This window comes from Chryseobacterium sp. SNU WT5 (genome assembly GCF_007362475.1).
Classification (GTDB): Bacteria; Bacteroidota; Bacteroidia; order Flavobacteriales; family Weeksellaceae; genus Kaistella.
On the sequence record NZ_CP041687.1, the window covers coordinates 1,357,806 to 1,377,293 of the forward strand.

The following is a 19,488-nucleotide window of genomic DNA, read 5'->3' on the forward strand; positions in this document are numbered from 1 at the left end:
TTTTATTATGGTCTAACTACTTGAACAGGAGTGGGTGGAATTGTAGTACCGTTAGGTAATCCTATTCCAGCTCCATTATTTCCTACTACTGTTCCTCCTGTTTGTTGGATTTGAGGAAATGCCGTTTTTTGATTTGGTGTGAGCGGTGCTGTTGCTGATGATTTACATTCAATACAATTAATATTTCCTTGTCCATTTTTAGTAACAAAATCTAATCTTGTTTTTGTTCCGTCAGCAGCTTTGACAGTTACTTGTTCTGCAACTTGACTTCCAGTAGATTCAAGTTTTGTTTTTGTCGTCTTTTCAAAATCTGCTCCTCGTTGACGGTTTGCACTTAACACACTTGCTTTTGAGGAAGTAGTAGCTTCGGTAGCTGCTTCTCCATTAGAGAATAAAGATTTTATAGGATTAATAACATTTCTTGATAACCAACTACTACCTTTCGTTATCATTACCTCAGAAATATTGATAATTGGTGTATAAAATTCACCAAAAACATCCAATCTACTTCTATCCTCTAAATCCTGAACTTGTCCATTTATACTTACAACAGGATGACTCATATTGCCATCCATAAAAGAAACATTGATATTGTCATTCAGTAGGCCGGTATACATATTCTGACCTGTCATCTCTAAAGCATTCTCCCAATAACCTCTATAATTAGCCCAATCTTCTGCTGTTTTACAACTTGGGCAATAAACTTCGTTTCCGTCTGGATCAATAAATTTTATAGGATTATTGAGAGCATAATTATATGGAGATTCTGTAGTGTATTTTTCCGCTTTATTATCAATTACGCCCCATCTTCCGATATCCGGCATATACATCCTTGCGCCATAATCGTACATTCCGGTCTCTTGGAGTTCCTTCCCATTATACTTGTAATTCTTAAGTGCCCTATTGCCGGCAGTTATATTGGCACCTGGATTATTGTGCTTCAGGCCAAACGGGAAGTAGTCATTTTTATCTATTATGTCAAGAGCTTGCGTGAACTGGTTTTTGGCATAACTCAGTCGCGTGTTGCCCAGATGATCTTTGTACTGGTAAATATACCTCTTTTCTGTGAAATCATAAAATCCTTCGGAAGTGGGCACAAACTGTAAGACCGCTTGTCCACCATTTCCTTTAGCCAAATCCTCAGACGTTTCTCCAGACTTTTCATTAAACGCCATTCTCATCTCCTGGTCGGGAGGTGAATGCGGCCGTATAACTGTAGTGGCCAAATATTGAAATCCATCCAAATAATCGGTTTGATCAGTCGTAATAACGTCCCCTAGTATACCCCCCACTATCGTGGTAGCCTCTTTATATACTTTTGTTCCATCCGCGCGATAGACCGTGTTAACTTCCATTCGCTCTACTTCTTGGATAACTTGAACCTGCGTAGGTAAGTTTAAAATATTATACACTATTGCAGTAATACCTTTATCAACCATGTTTTCCATGTTGCCATTGACATCGTAGCCAATGGTCCCTCCATATCCCTGATAACCTTCAGGATTGTTGGTCTTATCCTTAATAGCCAGCGCTCTGTTTCCCTCATAGCTATAGTTTAAATCATCGATCATATAAGGCGCTGTATACTGCTGATAGGAAAACCGCTTCAAATTATCGATATTGCCATTAGCATCATATTTTAACAGTTCATTATATTCTCCAGTAAAATCATACTGAGTCCCTGCCTGCTTATAATAAAATCCCGCCAACAGTCTGTTCACTGAATCATAAACATAAGCATACTTTTTTGCTTCCGCATTAGGAACATCATTGTACTTCCAGGTTACGGTAGCAATGTTACCATTAAACTTTTCTGCCACGGATAGTGACTGGTCCGCTAAATAAGGTGTCTTTACTAATTTTTCCAAATTCTCATTGTACCCAATTTTATAATTGAACAGTTTGCCAAGTTGGAAAGTGTTGTCATCATTCACATTGACACCTGTCAACCATCCCCGGATATTATAACGATAGTAAATTTCCTGTAGCGGTGCAGCAGTACTGGTGCCCCCTACTTTTTTCTTCTCTAACTGTCCAATCTCATTGTACGTATTCTGCGCAAGAATTTCTTCTGGTTGGCTGTTCACTTGATGCTTGTGACCCAACAGTCTGTTTTGTGCGTCGTACGTGAAGGTCTCTTTGATAAGTGTTTCAGCCGCACCAGCATTCCGTTTATGATAGGTAACGTTTTGCTGAGGGACGCCCACAAAATCGAGTAAAGTTTCTGTTTTTGTATAACCTCCCAGATGATTAATAGAATGTGTGCCAATTGCTCTTCCTTTCGTATCGTACCAGGTGAAGTTTTTCGTCCACTCATTAGTTTTCAGATTTTTTACAAAACCTGCGGTCGGCAAACTCTTGGTGCTGACAATCGCTGTAGTCGAGCTTTGCAGAAGAACGGGCTGTCCCAAAATACTTGTGGGCAAGGCTGGACTTCCTGCGGGATAGGTATCATAATAATTTACAGAAAGTAGTTCAATAATACTGTTAGGATAATTATTTGCGGAATTACTATCATAATATACCCCAAGGCCGGAGGCGTTAAAACCTATTGCTGAAGTTCGCATTACGTTGTTACTTCCTTTCCCATCCAAAGCTGTCTGTTCCAGTTCGCGGGAGGATCCTGTAGTAATTCCCGTATATGCCACTCTGGAAAAAAGATCATATTTGGTAAAAAGCCACTGCATATCTAATCTCATTTTCGCGTCCTGTGCCATTACCAAGCGGTCCTGACGGTCATACACCATATACTCCCAGCCTTTACCCGGCAGTTTTTTTTCTGCCAGTCTTCCTCTGCCGTCGTAGCGATACTGATAGCAAAGATCATTTAATATATGATCCGAGATTGCCTGTGGAGCTGCTTTAGGAGGAATTACAAAAGCCAGCTGGTTATATTCATTATACACATAATAAGTGTCTATATTGCTACTGCCATTATTTTTTCGGACCAACAGCGTTTGCCCCTGGCCGTTCTTAAATTCAATACTGATATTGCCGTCTTCATCTGTAACACTGTTTTTATAAAGTTGTGAGGCTCCAAAATCGCCGGACTGAGTAAGTACCGAAACGCTTACACCACTACTCCATGTAGTTGCTGTAGTGAATTTCTTTACTTCTGCCACAACATTGGTTTCATAGCCAAACTTAACGGGATGAACAGACCAATCATTTCCAACCTGAGTTTGCTGCAGGATTCGATCTAAAGGAGAGTTTTCTAAAACTTTTTCAGTATAGATCTTTTCTCCGCTATAACCAGGAAAGGCCGCGGTATTACCCGTAGGATTAGGTTGGTAGATCGCTCCATTAGTACTGGAAGATTGTGGAATCGGTAAATAATCCCGAACCTGCCGACCAAAATTATCGTATACAACAGGCGTTACAAAGTCGTTACCCAAAGGTGAGGCCTTTATAAGCACATTTTGTTTGGGCCTGCCCAATCCATCATAATAAGTAGCCGACGAGGACTGCTTGGCGACGGTACTGCTTGCCGTAACTGCTTCCAAATAGGTTCTGGTAAAAACATAATTCTCATTAGTAGACAGTCCTGTTGCCGGGCTTTTTACCTGAGCCAGGATAAATCCGGACAGCATTACCAAACCAAAAAGGGTTAAAGTTTTTTTCATAGGATCAAGGCTTGAAATTGTATTGATTTTCTGTTAAAATATTTCCAGCGCCATCTTTTACAGATTGCAGCCGGTTCGCGCTGTCATAAAAATAATAGGCTCTAACTCCACTCGGTGGAGTTATACTGCGCACCCCGATTAAAGGATCATAGGTATAAGTGGTAATCTGAAAATCCGGAAATTTAAGACGGAATGTATCCAGTGCGGCGAGTAGGGCCGTTTCATCATTATTGGTTGTTTGAGAAGCGTCATTATCAGATGCGGTTATGATGTCAGCGGCTGAAGCTGCAACATCAGCATATAATCCACCTTCTATTTTTGCAATAGGCTGAGTTTGATGGTAACCCCAAATAATCGTAACTGGAGCGCCTTTTTTTGTAGTGTATTGTTGCAGATTACCTTTGCTGCCGTATTGGTCGTAGGTTACTTCGGTTGATGAAGTTGCTGGATTTTGAAGATCATAAAACAAAGTTGACGTAGGTAATACCAAATTTCCTGTTTGAGCTGTGGGTATCGAAGAAGGATATATTGTTTCTATTTTAGATAAGATTTTAGTGAGTCCGTTTCTTGTCTGTTTTATTTCTGTTCCTATTGGTAAACCGACCATATTTTTACTCACCATCAAGCTATTATTGACGGGGTAAGTATAAATAGTCTCATTTATAGTATTATCTCTAAATTCATTAATTTTTTTTGTAGGATTTAAATGAAAATTACTATCATAATTATTCGTTGATTTTTCTTCAATAATCAAATTATTAAGATATCTTTTTACAACAGATTTTTTTAATACATATGGCCATCCATAAAGCTTATATGATGATCTCCATGCTAAAGGCAATTCAACAAAAGTCACATAATTACTACTCAATAACGGATGGGTACTAAGTGAAGAATATGTGTTCAAATTTTCCTGAATAATATTATTTCCATCTTTATAAAAAACCTCTCTAACGAGTTTTCCTCTTTCATTATCCTTATTATCAAGATACCTTAAAAAGTAGTTTTGTTGGTAGTTACTTGGATTAACACTAATTCCAGTATATAGTACTTGTGGACCTTGAGTGTATGCTAATGAGTCAGGATTGGTTGCATAATCACTAAAAAAATACTTCTTTTTTAACTCATTGTTCTCAAGTTCTGATACTTCAGAATATCCAATATGATATGAGCTAAGAGTAGAAGTATTAATATTGGTTGCATGTTCGGAAATCCTTCTTAAACTGGAACTTCCACTAATTAGATCTATAAAATTTACCATACGATAATCATTATAGAGAATCCCACTAGAAATCCCGTTTGTAATATTTCCTGAAAAATCTTTGATATATTTATATTCCTTAACTAAAGAAGCGACGCCATCAAATGAAGAAATCTTTTTTATTCTTGCCCCTCCAGCGTAGTCAGTAGATGAAACCAATTGTCTTATAAAGTTTGTAGAACTATTCCCCATAACTCTTTTAGTATAATAATTAGGTTCATATTCAAATAAGCTATATCCTCCTGTCGGATAAGTAATTTTTTTCAGTAAAGCTGTATCAAATAAAGAACCATTTGCGTTGCGGCTCGTACCTGTAATTGTTATATCTCCTGTGGAAAAATTTAACTGAAAATTAGGAACCAGAAGATTACTTGTTTCATTTCCGCCATTCCAAAACCCCCAATAGTCAGTGCCAAAAGTATTGAACTTAGGCAGAGTCGTGCTAAGATTATAATTGAGTACATATTTTTGGCTACTATTTTTTGTTATTTCCGTCAGAAAATAATAATCTTTATTAGATGTATTATATTTTAAATCAAATTTTTCAATGTTAAAGGTATTTTGAGATCTGTTTTTAACCTCAATAGATTCTAAAAGATATGCATCAAAATTTTCTGTAATATTAGCAGGTTGAATTTTATAGTTAAAATTTATATAGAATTTATTAGGAATCTCAATACTCTGCGGAAACACTTTTTTAATCACCTCAATGTTATAATGAGGTGCTGCTGTATAAAATGATGACCCTGACCCTCCGTTAGATACGGTTGTTTGAGTACTGTTGTTCTGATTTGCACTTAAATATAATTCATAATAAGGCTGAATGCTTTGCATTGTAGAATTGGAAAAACTTGTAAAACCACTTTTTTCAGGGAGAAAATTTAATATAGTACAAAAAAATTTACTGCTTCCAAATGATCGAGGTTTGGCTTTATATGTTATATTAAGCTGCTCTCCATCTACAAATTTGACTTTATATAGATACCAACCCGTAATAGTATAATTAGCATTACCTCCTGGTGAAAGTCCACCTGCTTGTGTAGGATTTAGGTGATGTCCTAAAGAATAGGATACTTCCATATTATTTAAGTTATCGCCAAAATAATATTCATTTCCATTTCCATCTATAATGCTAAAACCTGAAGGAGTTGGGTCACAGGATGAATTATATTGATAAATAAAATTATCTAAATTTATTTTAAGATTAGGAGTATTAGATGAAATTACCGGGATTCCATTATTACCAATATAAAAGTACCCATTTATTCCTAAAAAGTTAAAATTAAACTTATCTGGCTTTAGTTCACAATATCTTCCTCCAACATTAACATAATCAAGGTTAAAATAATAATTATATCCGTTGTTATAAGCACTTGAGTTACTGATTGGATTATTTTTAGCAGTATATAGGAATCCTTTAAAAGTAGCGTCATCAGAATTAAGGTCATCCGCTACACCTCTTATTTCTCTTGTTATTGCCCCTCCATAATTTAAATTCCAGTTATATCCTACATAATTACTTTTTTTACTTGGAATAAATCCCGATGAATTATAGCTTAACGTAACATTATTTTTTTCACTAGAAAAAATAGGGATTTGTAAATCTAGTCCACCTGTAAATAAATTGACTGGTATATTACCAAACCTTTCCATATCGGATGTTTCAGGAGCTTTTGGTAATGTTGGCACATATGAAGCTGAAGATTGTCCTAAAATCTTTAAGCTAATTAAAAATAAATTTAGAATTAATATTCTCTTCATGTCTATTTCTTAATTAATTTAGAGTTAGCAGTTTTATTTGTATCTGTTTTTATCGTCACAAGATAAGCTCCCTGGATAAGATTCTGTGTATTCATTTTAGTCACCTTATTCTTGGTTGTTATCATTTGCAGCTGTCGTCCACTCATATCATGTAGGGTGATCTCCGCATCTTTTGTAAAGTTTAATCCGATCTCCACATAACAATAATCTTCTACAGGATTTGGATATATTTTTAGTTCCTGCTGTTCCATTAATCGCTCCACCTCTTTATCCGCCAGTTTCATTATTTTCCAGGCTTCCTGTCCTATTTCGGGTGTGGAAGTTCCCGCCAATATATAGGAGCCATCGTTTTGCAACTTTACATCAACTAATCGTTCCTCTTGATTTTTCGACTTCCCTTCAATATGTTTGCGCCAAACTTCATCTCCATTTGCATCCAGATACAACATCCAAAAAGTCTCTTCATCCTGTTTAATTCGTTGATCAGCCTTTGTGTAGCCACCAATTAAAAAACCTTTTGTTTTTTGACCTCCTGCTTCACTCAACATATTTTGACTCATTAACACATCTTTATTTCCAAGGGAATAAGATTTTTGCCATAATTCTTCCCCATCTTCATTCAGAGCGACAAACCACAAATCCACACCTTCTTTATTAGAAGTCTGCTTATTTCCGGATCTGGAGGAATGACTTTCACCACCTATTAAAAATCCATGCTCAAAAACGGAGAGTGTTTTTAAACGGTCATCATCTTTACCACCTAAGTTTTTCTGCCACTGTATTGCTCCTTCCTTACTGAATTTTACCACCCAATAATCTCCTTCTCCGTAATTATCAGTTGATTTGGCTACCGCCTTTACTGCGGAAGATTTTTCTGTAAAGTCACTGTTTGCTGCTGATAAAAAAGATTGTCCACTTCGGGAATATAAGCCGACTAGCACTCCCCCATCATTAGTGGATATTATGTCCTGCACCTCATCGGTACCCGCTCCTCCGAAGATTAGTTGTGAAATTAACTTACCTGATTTGTCTAATTTTAATATAATAGCATCCTGTTCTCCAAATCCTGCGGAGGCTCCACTAATGTCTCCTGCGATAAAATAACCCAAATCCCTCGACTGAATCACTGCCTTCGCAACTTCATTTTTGGAAGTTCCTATCGTTTTTTGCCACTCTTCTTCACCCTCCTCATTTATTTTTATCAACCAGATATCGGATCCTCCAAAGCTTTGCTCTTTCTTATCTTTGCCATAGCTGGAATAGGAGGTGCCAGCCAATAAGAATCCACCTTCTGTTGTTGGAGCAGTAGCGGCTAGATAATCATGTTTGTCACCAGAAAAATATTTCTCCCAATTCACTCTTCCCTGTTGGTTCAGTTTCACCACATGGTAATCAAATCCAGCATTTGTCACGGATTTTCCCGCAGAACCAGGAGTGGACGATTGGATCGAACTGCCGGAGATTAGAAGCTGACCATCGGGACTTGTGGAAACTTGAGACAGGAAATCCTGACTGGCGGTGGCAAAGTCTTTTTGCCAAACAACTTGCTGTGCGGAAAACACTCCAACACCAAAAAAAGCGAAGAAGCCGAGGTAAATGTTTTTCATAAATATTGTGGGAATTTTCAGATTGCAAATATATTTCGATTTAATTTATTAATGTATATCCGTTTTTCATCATACTCCTGTAATGCTTGCTATCACAAGTCTATCGAACAGTTTATCTTCAAAATATCTCCGATTTAACTTATAAACAAACTCATTTAGATAAAGTTGAAGGTTTTTGCGTTTTATTTTGTGGTAATTTCCTAATAAATTCCTTTTCGCATTACTGATAAATATGTGAACCCAACGCAAAGTATCTTTTGTAGTTTCTTTCGAAGATTTTTCTGAAATATGAATTTCTACAAGTTGTGATATATCAACATATGACGTGCTTTGATCTGTAAAAACTATGCTGGATTCTGCCAAAGATTCTTTAATAGTCTCATTAATTCCCTCTGCTGTATGATCTTCTAATACTATTGCTTTAAAATATCTACAAGATTTCGATGATTCTCCTGTTTCTATATTTTCTAATGGCGTAGATTCCGCCATCACTGCAACATTTTGCTTTCCAACTGCTCCTCTTCCACGAATTCCTTTCTCTTGTTCCAATTCTGTAGATTCAACTGTAAAATACCCTTCATCCATTTCAATCATGCCCTCTAAAGTGTATCTTTCATCTCGTTTTCCCATCGCTTTTCTCAATTTGTGCATCATGGCCCAAACTGGCTCATAGCGCTTCAAACCTAATTGTCTTTGCATTTCTTTAGCAGAAAATCCTTTTTTTGTTGCACTCATCAAAAACATCGCTTTATACCAAACTAGAAAGGACAAATTAGAATTTTCCATGATGGTTCCACTTCGTAATGAAGTTCGCTTTCTACAAGATTTACACTCGTAACTTAATCTGCTTTTAATCCAAAAAAAATCAGTTTTTCCGCACTTGCAGGAAACACCAATTTTGTCACGTTCTGCTTGGAAATGAGATATACAATCCTCTTCACTGCTAAACTCTACGCCAAAACTAAAAATATTCATCTCAATTATTTAATTATCAAACAAATATACGGAATTATGGGAAGTTACGGACATACATATTATTTTTAACTCAATCGATCTTGATTGTTGAAAATAATAAATTAAATATAAAAAATCTCACCAGGAAGCGAGATTTTTTGAAAGTGGGCGGTACTGGGTTCGAACCAGTGACCTCTGCGATGTCGACGCAGCGCTCTAAACCAACTGAGCTAACTGCCCTTAAATTAAAAAAAACCTCAGAATAAACTGAGGTTTTTTGGGTGGGCCCTGAGGGATTCGAACCCCCGACCCTCTCGGTGTAAACGAGATGCTCTGAACCAACTGAGCTAAGAGCCCGATCAAATTTTGAAGTATCAAATTTTGGTTCGGCAAATGTACAAAAAATTTCTAATGTTCCAAATTTTTTTCTAAAAATTCTCCAACGATAAAGTTGCTGCCACCTATAAAAATCATTTCCTCTTTTTTAAGTTGTTGTTTTGCAAAAAGATAGGCTTCATCTACAGTAGAAAAAATTTTGTAATTTATTTTTGATTTTTTTAATAAATTCTCATAATCTTCAGGATGGCGCCCTCGGTTAACCTTAGGTTTTACAAAATGGAACACTGCATGAACTGGAAGAATCTGTAAAACTTCATCAATGTTTTTTTCAGCAACAAATCCTAAGATGATATGTTTAAACTTTGGAATGGAATCAAGCTGCGCAAAAACCTGCTCCAAACCTGCCTGATTGTGAGCGGTATCACAGATAATCAGTGGATCTTGGGAAAACTCAAACCAGCGACCAATGAAGTTGGTGTTTTTATATACGTTCAAAAGCCCTTTTTCTATATTCTCATTAGAGACTTGTACCCCCAGTTGTTGTAATTCTGCAATCAAAGCTAATACGACTTTGATATTTTTCTGTTGATAATTGCCTTTTAGATCAGATTCTAGATCTGTTGTAATTGTAGATGCGTCTACGAATCGTGCATTTTGTTTTGCTGCTGTTGTTTTAATGATCGTAGTGACGATGGGATTTTCGGCACCAGAAATAATGGGAATGTTTGGTTTAATTATCCCTGCCTTTTCGAAAGAAATTTCTTCAATTGTATTTCCTAATACATCCTGATGATCCAAAGCGACATTGGTAATGGCAGAAATCATGGGCAAAATGATATTGGTAGAATCTAATCGGCCACCTAGACCGACTTCAATAATCGCGTAATCTACTTTCTTTTTATGAAAATATTCGAAAGCCATGATCGTCGTAAACTCAAAGAAAGAAGGTGAGATTTCCTCAGGTAGATTTCTTAATTTCTCAATAAATTGATAAACAAATTCTTTGTCACAGTTCGCACCATTTACTTTTATTCTTTCTGTAAAATCAATGAGATGTGGCGAGTTATATAGTCCTACATTGTAACCAGCTTCCTGCAGGACAGAGGCAAGCATGTTACTTGTGGACCCTTTGCCGTTGGTCCCACCAATGTGAATAGTTTTTAATTGCTCTTGAGGATTTCCAAACAAGTCACAAAGTTTTCTGATGTTATACAAGCCTGGTTTATAGGCTTTCTGACCATCGTTTTGGTAATTCGCAAGTTGTGCGAAAAGCCAATGAATCGCTTCCTCGTATTGTTCATTTGTCATGGTACAAAAATCCTAAAAGTTTTGATTATTTAAAAGTAATTTGTTTTAATTATGCTCTTTATTCGACGTGGATAATGCGACCCGACTGAAGCGGAGCTCTTTTTATAAATAAAAATGCGGCTGGAAAAGCAATGGATTATTTTATAAAAAAGCGGGAGTGAAAGGCGGAAAATTGTCGCCCAAAAAAACCTTAAAAAGTAATGCTGTAAGTCCCTGTAGAAGAGGTGCTTGCTCTTTCAGCTTTCACATAAGTCTTGACCCACTTTACAGAACTTGAAACAACACAGGGATCCGATACGCCACTTAATCGCCTGGCAGAAACCACATTACCTGCTTTGTCGACTGTGTAAGATACATTGATCGTTCCACTTGCAGAACAATTATTAGCGGGCTGCGCACCACCACGGCCCATAGTACCTGGAATAAATCCAATGAGTTTTCGGTCAATACCAATTTTACTATCTCCATTTCCGTCGCCACCTAATGGATCACCTAAATTTCCTGCAGTGTCTTTGTTTCCTTGCGTTCCGGGTTTTGTACCGCGACCTTTCAATAGGTTTCCAATGGCTGCATTTCCTTTTCCATCTCCATTTCCTGTTTTAGAATTGGGTGTGGCTGCTTTTGAAGCTGTTGTTTTGCTCGGTATTTTTTTACTAGTGGTTACTTTGTTTTGCGTTTTATTAGGACTCGCTTTGTCGGCTTTGGTTACACTGGTTACAGGATTAGTTCCGGTAATCATCTTTTCTTTTACGATAGGCTTAGCTTCCTCAATTACGGGTTGGGTCTCTGCAGCTTCGTTATTTGTAGCTAGACTCCCTTCTTCATTCGCAGGCTCTTCGATTTGGGCTCCTTCTCGGTTATCTCCAAAATTGATAAGCATGGTGGTAACTTCTTCCGGCTTTTCGGTGATTTTAGTGAACTTATAAAAGAAAATTCCTAGAAAAATCAATAGTGAGATCAACAACGTCAGGAGGAGGCTGTTTCTTCGGTCTTTATCTTCGTTTCTTTTATGTTGAACGGTATAATGCATTTCTACGGACTTCCTTGATTTAAAATAATGGCAACTTAATTTTCCTGGGTTGTTGCAATAGCCAGATTATACTGGTGACTTTCTGCAATTCCCATCACAAAAACTACATCTTTATGTTTGGTATTTTCATCAGCACGAATAGTAAATGAAGGTTTCTCTACGTCTTTTAATGTATTGACCAAATATTCTTCAAGCTGTTCTTTTGGGATCTCCTTATCATTTACAAAATACCTGCCGTCTTCTTTGATGGTCACCACTGAAGGATCCTGAACACTTGGATTGTTAGCGGTGGCTTTTGGCAATTTCACATCTATTGCGCTTTGACTGATGGCAGAACTCGTGATCATAAAGAAAATCAACAACAGAAAAATAATATCCGTCATCGATGCCATACTGAACTCGGCATTGACTCTGTTTTTTCTCTTTAATTCCATTATAATGGGGTATTTAAGGTATCCAGAAATTCATTCACATGGGTTTGAATTTTTAAAACCAGACGATCTACATTGGTTACCAAAATATTATAAAAAAAGTAGGCTGGGATTCCTACGAATAAACCAACTGCAGTGGTTGCCATCGCGGTATAGATTCCCGATGCCAATAACTTTGGGCTAACTGCACCGGTTACATTTGAGATTTCGAAGAACGCCATGATCATCCCGACAACTGTTCCTAAAAATCCTAGCATTGGAGCTGCACCAGATGCAGACGCTAAAATGTTGAGATTCTTTTCCAGTTTCGAAACTTCTAACTGACCTTGATTTTGCATCGCGTTGGAAATATCAGAAATAGGTCTTCCTATTCTAGCTAAGCCTTTCTCAATCATTCTTGCCTCTGGGGAATCAATGGTTTTGCAATAGTCGATTGCTGTTGTGATCTTGCCTTCCTGTACGAAATCCTTAATGTTTTCTAAAAAATTTGGAGTTTGCTTGGATGCTCTTTTAATGAAAAAAAATCTTTCTAAGAAGATATACAATGCTAAAATCCCCAGTAGAAAAATTGCAATCATAATAATATTTCCGACAAGGCCTCCTCCGAAGAGAATTTCCCAAAGTGAAAAAACATGTTTTTCGGTAGTCGTGCTAATAATCTGCGTTGGAGTTTGTAAAAACATATGTTATTTAGATTTTAAAATTGAACGTCAAAATTACCTTAATATTACAGTATTTAAGGTATTTATTTAAATCTTAGAGAAAGTAAACTAATCTTCGTCTACAACGATTTCGTCTTGCTTGAAATTACATTTCAATTTAAAAGGAATAGGCTGCTCAGAACCTGTGTAGAAATCGGTGATGTTCCCTTCCCAGAAAAGCTCTAACTCACCTGAAACATCATTTTTGAAAACGAGTTTGCTTTCGGTAAGAAAAACATCTTCATCATCAAAAAGATCAACAGCGGTATAATTATCAGTGTCTGCATCTTTAATCTCGAACGTTTTTCCAGCCAATTCTGCATCTTCAATAGGAAAATCGAACACGTTGATCGAGATTTGTGGGAAATTATACTGCAAAGAATCATCATCAACATGATCCAAAGAATCATCTGTAATGATTTCTACTTCCAAAAAATGCTGTGTATTACTGTAAACCGCTTTGCAATAAGTACTCTGGATGTGGTATTTAAGGGTTTCGTCTGGATGGTAGATTTTTAAAATCCCTTTCATTTCTAAAGAAAAATTGAGTTAAATAAGTTCTCGTTAAACTGATTGAACAAAGATAAAGAATTGATTGATTGGGCAAAATTATTTATCATATTTTTAAATGCCGACGAAAAGCTTATTTGGATTATCAATTTTTTAATAAAAAAACATTTAATTTAGCTTTCTTAAAAATATTAAAAATGAAAAATTTTCTATACTTCACCATGATGATCTTAGGAATAGCTACCAATTTCGGTAGTTGTAAGAAATCTGATTCTCCGCTAACGAAAGAAACACCTATTGAAATAGATTTTATCGCCTCTGATTATTATGAGCAGTACCTGAAGTTATACCCGTTGGAAGCTACGGCTCAAGGTGATGTTCGCTATAATGATCAATTGCCGATTAACATTGATGAAGATTTTATCTCTGGTGAAATTTCATTTTACAATTCAGTGCAGATGAAGATGAAGAAAGTGGACTACAAGTCGCTGAGTGACGAAGATAAAACGATTTACGATGTGCTTGATTATACTTTAAAGGATAAAATAGAGCGTTACGCCTATCACCCCGAATATATTCCGTTCACACAATTTTCTGGCTTGCCGCTCGATTTTCCTTTGCTTGGAAGTGGGAAAGGCAATCAGCCTTTTGAAACGGAACAAGATTATGAGAACTGGTTGAAAAGAATGGATAAGTTTCCGGACTGGATGACCTCAGCTACTGACAATTTCCGTGAAGGAATGAATAGTAAAATGGTCTTGCCTAAAAAATTGGTTACGAAAATGATCACTCAAATGAAGGCGGAAGAACTGACAAGTGCCGCATTTGAGAAAAATATTTTCTTTGGCCCAATTCAAAATTTTCCTAAAACCTTTAGTAATGCGCAAAAACAAAAATTCACAAAACTTTATACCGACGTAATTATTAATAAAATTATTCCTGCATACAGTCAAATGGGTATTTTTCTCGAAAAAGAATACTTACCAAAAGCGCGGTCTACGGACGGAATCAACGGATTACCGAAGGGAAATGAGATTTATGCATATTATACCAAGAGCTGGACAACAACAAATAAAACTCCAGCGGAGATTAATGAAATTGGTTTAGAACAAGTTGCCATGTTGAGAGGCGAAATGGAGAAAATTAAAGAAGGACTTGGATTTACGGGACCCCTGGAAGAATTTATTACTTTTTTAAAATCAGACCCTAAGGCAATGCCATACAAAACAGACAAAGAAGTTCTGGATGGATTTAATGGTATTTTAAAAAAGATTACTCCCAAACTGAGTTCTATGTTTGGAGTTAACCCCAAAACTCCTTTTGAAATTCGCCAAACTGAAAAGTTTCGGGAAGCTACAGCAAGTGCAGAATATATGCCTGGTACGCCAGATGGTAAACGACCAGGAATATTCTACATTCCCATTCCAGACGCATCAAAATTTAATGTAACTTCTGGTATGGAATCCCTGTTCCTGCATGAAGCAATACCGGGTCATCATTACCAAGTTTCCCTGCAACAAGAAAATTTGAGTCTGCCAAAATTCATGAGATTTGGATGGATTGGTGCATATGGAGAAGGTTGGGCTCATTACTGCGAAACATTAGGTCCAGAATTCGGATTATATACTGACCCTTACCAAAAAATGGGCTATTTGAGTGACCAGATGCTTCGTGCAGTACGACTTGTTATTGATACGGGTTTACATACCGGAACGATGAATAGAGAAGAAGCAATTAAATATTTTACAAGCAATATTTCCTATGATGAAGCCAGCGCAACTGCGGAAGTTGAGAGATACATGGCAACGCCGGGACAAGCTTTAGGTTATAAAATTGGCTCGCTAAAGATTCGTGACTTAAGAAATCAGTACGAAAAAGAATTGGGCAATAAATTTAATCTGGCAAAATTTCATGACGAAATATTAAATCAAGGTTGTTTGCCTTTGGATGTACTCGATCGAAAAATGCAGAATTGGGCGAAAAAACAGTAATTAGTAATTGAATGCATGAGTTAACGAAGTCTTTATTTTAATCAATCTTTCTTTTTATTAAATAAAAGAAACCCGTAATAGTTTCCCGATGCAAAATAACTAAAACATCCTGCGGTCTTTTAGGAAACAATTAATAAAATGAGTATTTTTACGGTTATAAAACAATATGCCAATGGAAGCTAACTTACCCCTTCCGTCGATTTTCGAAACAGAAAGTATACTGCAAGATGTATTGCAGAATTCACCATTTGGTTTCTCATTAATTAATGGGAATTATATTTTTGATTTTGTAAACGATGCTTTTCTTGAAATTGCGCAAAAATCAAGAGTAGAAGTTTTAGGTAATAAACTATTTGAGGTTTTTCCTGAAACAGAAGATCAACTGGGATCCGTTTTCGAAAATGTAAAAGCATCAAAAAAAGCATTCAAAATTCCAGAATACAGGCTTAATTTACTTCGTAAAGGAGTGTTAGAGGAGTTATTTTTTAGTTTTATTTTTCACCCTATTTTTAATAATAACGATGAGTTTCAATACTTCGCTGCAGTAATTATAGAAGTTACAGAACTGGTACACAAAAAAAACAAGATAAAAGATGCTGAAAAAAGACTTCGTTTGGCTACCGAAAGCTCTCAAATTGCGACTTGGGATTTGAATTTAAAAACATCCGAAATTATCCATTCTCCTTCTTTATCAAAAATTTTCGGTTATAACGAAGAAGAAAATGTTACTCATCAACAGTTAAGAAACCAACTGCATCCTGAAGATGTTGACAGTATAGTGAACAAAGCTTTCAAAAAAGCAGTAGAAACAGGGGTTTATAATTATGAAGCGCGGGTAATCGATAAAAATGGCAAAGAGAAATGGATAGCCACAAGTGGGAAGGTGTTTTTTGATGTTCATGGTACACCCGAGAGAATGCTTGGAGCCTTACAGGAAATCACCAAAAGGAAGAATAACGAAATACTGCTGCAACAGAGCCACCATCAGTTAAATACAGCCATGGATGCTACGAGACTAGGTCGTTTTGATATGGATGTGGAAACACAGATGAAATATAACTTTTCACCACGGTTTTTAGAGATTTTTGGATATGACCCCGAAACGGATAGTATTGACTCCTCTGTTTTAGACAAACATATAGACAAAAGCTGTACTGAGGTAAGAGTGCAAGCTTTGAAAAAAGCAAAAGATACTGGAGATCTGTACTATCAAACCAAAATTAATTTGAGGGATGGCAGTACAAAATGGATTGAATTTTATGGCCGTCTTTTAGAGTCTTTCCAAGGAAGTAAACCATTTATTTCCGGTACCATCCGTGATATTACAGAGCATAAAAATTACGAAAAAAATATTAGCGACAGCGAAAAAAAATACCGTTTCCTCGCCGATGCCATGCCGCAGATTGTTTGGATTGGAGAAAGTGATGGTCGCCTTACCTACTTTAACCAAGCTACTATGGATTTTTCAGGTAAAAATTACAATGAGTTTTTAGAGGCAGACGGTTGGCTGGACATTGTACATCCCGATGAAAAGCTCAAAAATGCACAGCTGTGGATGAAGAGCGTGACGACTAAAACTCCTTTTTCTTTTGAGCATCGTTTTCGTAACAGAGACAATGAATACCGATGGTTTTTAAGCCGTGCATTTCCGCAGCTTGATGAGTTTGGAAACGTAAAAAAATGGGTGGGAACCAGTACGGATATTGACGATATGAAAAAGCAGGATGAACATAAAAATGATTTCATCAAAATTGCTAATCATGAACTGAAAACTCCTGTTACTACCATAAAAGGTTATGTTCAGCTTCTACAAAAAATGCGGGGTAATTCCGATGATAAATTTCTGGTAAACTCACTGAATACAATTGAAAACCAAGTTAATAAGCTTAATTTATTAATCGGTGACCTTTTAGATATTTCAAGAATAGAATCAGGGAAGTTACCTTTGAATAAAGATTATTTTTCAATTGTTAAGTTAGTTACAGAAACTATTGAAGACATTAAAGCTTCTGATCAAAGTCACCAAATTTCCTTTGAATTAAGTCATAGTTCTGACATCGAAGTTTTCGCTGACAAAGATAGAGTTACTCAGGTTTTGAATAATTTATTGACCAACGCCATAAAATATTCACCAAGTGCAGAAGATGTAGACGTAGAGCTTTTTATTGAAGGAAACAGTGCAGTCGTTTCTGTACAGGATTATGGAATTGGAATGGATCAGGATGAATTAACTAAAATATTTGACCGCTTCTACAGGGTTTCTGGAGAAGATGAGATCACCTTTCCTGGATTTGGAATCGGTTTATTTATTGTGAAAGATATAATGGAGCGCCACAAGGGGAAAATTTGGGTAAAAAGTTCAAAAAACAAAGGAAGTAAATTTTACTTTTCGCTACCTCTTTTAGAGAATTAAATAATATGAAGATATTAATAGTTGATGACAATAAAGATATTTGTCTGCTTATAGAAAGCATTCTCCTTTCCGAAGGCTACGATGTAGAATCCTGCTGTAACCGTGCGGAATTTCAGGAGAAACTACAGAGCGGGCAACCAGAATTAATCATAACCGATATGTTGATGTCGGGGTTTGACGGACGCACTTTAACGAAAGAAATAAAAAGTGACCCTAAGAAAAAAGATATTAAAATTATCATGATGTCTGCTCATCCCGATGCTAAGAAAATCTGTGAGGATATCGGGGTGGATGATTTCCTGAGCAAACCTTTTGAAATTGATGTTCTGATAAGCAAAGTAGAAAAATTATTAACATAAAAAATAAATTATTTTCTCTCTTTGGATTTCTTTCATCCATTTTCATCTATTCAAAAAGCATTTTAGTAATATAGTCATTTTCTTTATTTCCTCTCGCCGGCGAATATTCTCTACCATAGAAAATAATTTGAAGATGTAGTTTGTTCCAGGTATTTCTTGGGAAAAGCTTTTTAGCATCTTTTTCAGTTTCTACCACGTTTTTACCGGAGGTTAGTTTCCACTGACTCATCAGACGGTGGATGTGAGTATCTACAGGAAAAGCAGGTACACCAAATGCCTGACTCATCACTACAGATGCAGTTTTATGACCTACTCCGGGTAATGCCTCCAGTTCTTGGAAAGTTTGCGGTACAATTCCGTCATGCCTTTCTACCAAGAGTTCCGACATCCGCTTTAAGTTTTTCGCTTTTGTATTTGCTAAGCCAATTTCCTTAATTAAATATTTAATCTCATCTGCTTCCAACTCCTTCATTTTAAAAGGATCACCAGCCACTTCGAAGAGTTTCGGTGTAATTTGATTTACTTTTTTATCGGTAGTTTGTGCGGAAAGTGCTACGGCCACTAATAGGGTGAAAGGATCTTTGTGATCTAGTGGAATAGGAACGGTAGGGTATAGCTTTTCCAGTTCGGTCATCACAATTTCTGCTCTTTGTTTCTTTAACATTTAAATTCTAAATTTGAACAAAATTAAACATTATGTTGAAAGTAGGCGATCAATTACCAGAATTTGAAAGTGTTAACCAAAATGGTGAAACGGTAAAGTCATCAGATTTTTCCGGAAAGAAATTGGTGGTTTTCTTTTATCCAAAAGCAAATACTCCAGGTTGTACCGCTGAAGCCTGTGACTTGAATGATAATATTTCACTCCTTAAAAAACAAGGGTATCAATTATTAGGAATATCTGCTGATTCTGTGGCTGCTCAAAAGAAATTCCATGAGAAGTTTGGATTTAAATATCCTTTAATCGCTGATGAATCCAAAGATATTTTAGAAAAATTCGGAGTTTGGCAGTTAAAGAAATTCATGGGTAAAGAATTCATGGGAATCGTTCGCACCACTTTCATTTTCGATGAAAAAGGAATTTGTAGTCGTGTAATTGAGAAAGTGAAAACGAAAGAAGCTGCAAACCAGATTTTAGATGTTTCTATATAACAATAGAACCACAAACCATGATTTTCCAGAGACTTTAATGGATTCCAA

14 protein-coding genes and 2 tRNA genes are annotated in these 19,488 nt (G+C 36.4%); 4 read left to right on the top strand and 12 right to left on the bottom strand.

The window, feature by feature from the left end; all coding sequences use genetic code 11:
• Positions 1-5: 5 nt before the first annotated feature.
• From FNJ88_RS06565 to FNJ88_RS06615, 11 genes are all read right to left on the bottom strand, one after another.
• Positions 6-3,623 carry a DUF6443 domain-containing protein gene (locus FNJ88_RS06565; RefSeq protein WP_143852420.1) on the bottom strand — a complete coding sequence of 1,206 codons (3,618 nt, stop codon included), beginning with the start codon at positions 3,621-3,623 and terminating at the stop codon, positions 6-8.
• Positions 3,624-3,627: 4 nt separating this feature from the next.
• A complete protein-coding gene (locus FNJ88_RS06570) occupies positions 3,628-6,645 on the bottom strand; it encodes a hypothetical protein (protein ID WP_143852421.1) in 3,018 nt (1,005 codons plus the stop codon).
• Positions 6,646-6,647: 2 nt separating this feature from the next.
• Entirely contained in the window at positions 6,648-8,252 is a 1,605-nt protein-coding gene (locus tag FNJ88_RS06575) for a T9SS type A sorting domain-containing protein (protein ID WP_143852422.1), read from the bottom strand.
• Positions 8,253-8,321: 69 nt separating this feature from the next.
• Positions 8,322-9,227, bottom strand: a complete 906-nt coding sequence (locus FNJ88_RS06580) for an IS1595 family transposase (protein ID WP_143852423.1) — start codon at positions 9,225-9,227, stop codon at positions 8,322-8,324.
• Positions 9,228-9,371: 144 nt separating this feature from the next.
• A tRNA-Val gene (locus tag FNJ88_RS06585) sits at positions 9,372-9,446 on the bottom strand.
• Positions 9,447-9,488: 42 nt separating this feature from the next.
• Positions 9,489-9,563: transfer RNA gene (locus FNJ88_RS06590), tRNA-Val, on the bottom strand.
• A 51-nt stretch (positions 9,564-9,614) separates the two neighbouring features.
• On the bottom strand, positions 9,615-10,853 hold the full coding sequence (locus FNJ88_RS06595; RefSeq protein ID WP_143852424.1) for a bifunctional folylpolyglutamate synthase/dihydrofolate synthase: 1,239 nt from the start codon (positions 10,851-10,853) through the stop codon (positions 9,615-9,617).
• 190 nt (positions 10,854-11,043) lie between these two features.
• The gene (locus tag FNJ88_RS06600; protein WP_143852425.1) at positions 11,044-11,883 is read right to left on the bottom strand and encodes a ferric siderophore ABC transporter substrate-binding protein; all 840 of its coding nucleotides are present in this window, start codon (positions 11,881-11,883) and stop codon (positions 11,044-11,046) included.
• Between the two features lie 35 nt (positions 11,884-11,918).
• Positions 11,919-12,317, bottom strand: a complete 399-nt coding sequence (locus FNJ88_RS06605; RefSeq protein WP_143852426.1) for an ExbD/TolR family protein — start codon at positions 12,315-12,317, stop codon at positions 11,919-11,921.
• Positions 12,317-12,997 (bottom strand): MotA/TolQ/ExbB proton channel family protein, encoded by a 681-nt coding sequence (locus FNJ88_RS06610; protein WP_143852427.1) that lies wholly within the window; start codon positions 12,995-12,997, stop codon positions 12,317-12,319. Before FNJ88_RS06610 ends, FNJ88_RS06605 begins: the two co-directional genes overlap by 1 nt.
• Before the next feature lie 87 nt (positions 12,998-13,084).
• Complete coding sequence (locus FNJ88_RS06615) at positions 13,085-13,546, bottom strand: hypothetical protein (protein WP_143852428.1); 462 nt, start codon at positions 13,544-13,546, stop codon at positions 13,085-13,087.
• Between the two features lie 176 nt (positions 13,547-13,722).
• On the opposite strand from FNJ88_RS06615, the gene FNJ88_RS06620 reads away from it, so the two are divergent.
• The 3 genes from FNJ88_RS06620 (at position 13,723) to FNJ88_RS06630 (ending at position 18,288) form a co-directional block, all read left to right on the top strand.
• On the top strand, positions 13,723-15,516 hold the full coding sequence (locus FNJ88_RS06620) for a DUF885 domain-containing protein (RefSeq protein ID WP_143852429.1): 1,794 nt from the start codon (positions 13,723-13,725) through the stop codon (positions 15,514-15,516).
• A gap of 172 nt (positions 15,517-15,688) precedes the next feature.
• On the top strand, positions 15,689-17,929 hold the full coding sequence (locus FNJ88_RS06625; RefSeq protein WP_185145868.1) for a PAS domain-containing sensor histidine kinase: 2,241 nt from the start codon (positions 15,689-15,691) through the stop codon (positions 17,927-17,929).
• A 5-nt stretch (positions 17,930-17,934) separates the two neighbouring features.
• The gene (locus FNJ88_RS06630) at positions 17,935-18,288 is read left to right on the top strand and encodes a response regulator (protein WP_143852431.1); all 354 of its coding nucleotides are present in this window, start codon (positions 17,935-17,937) and stop codon (positions 18,286-18,288) included.
• Between the two features lie 46 nt (positions 18,289-18,334).
• Here the strand turns inward: FNJ88_RS06630 and nth are convergent, their stop codons facing one another.
• Entirely contained in the window at positions 18,335-18,952 is a 618-nt protein-coding gene (gene nth, locus FNJ88_RS06635; RefSeq protein WP_143852432.1) for an endonuclease III, read from the bottom strand.
• Positions 18,953-18,984: 32 nt separating this feature from the next.
• Between nth and bcp the strand changes: the two genes are divergently transcribed.
• Complete coding sequence (gene bcp, locus FNJ88_RS06640) at positions 18,985-19,440, top strand: thioredoxin-dependent thiol peroxidase (RefSeq protein WP_143852433.1); 456 nt, start codon at positions 18,985-18,987, stop codon at positions 19,438-19,440.
• Positions 19,441-19,488 lie beyond the last annotated feature (48 nt).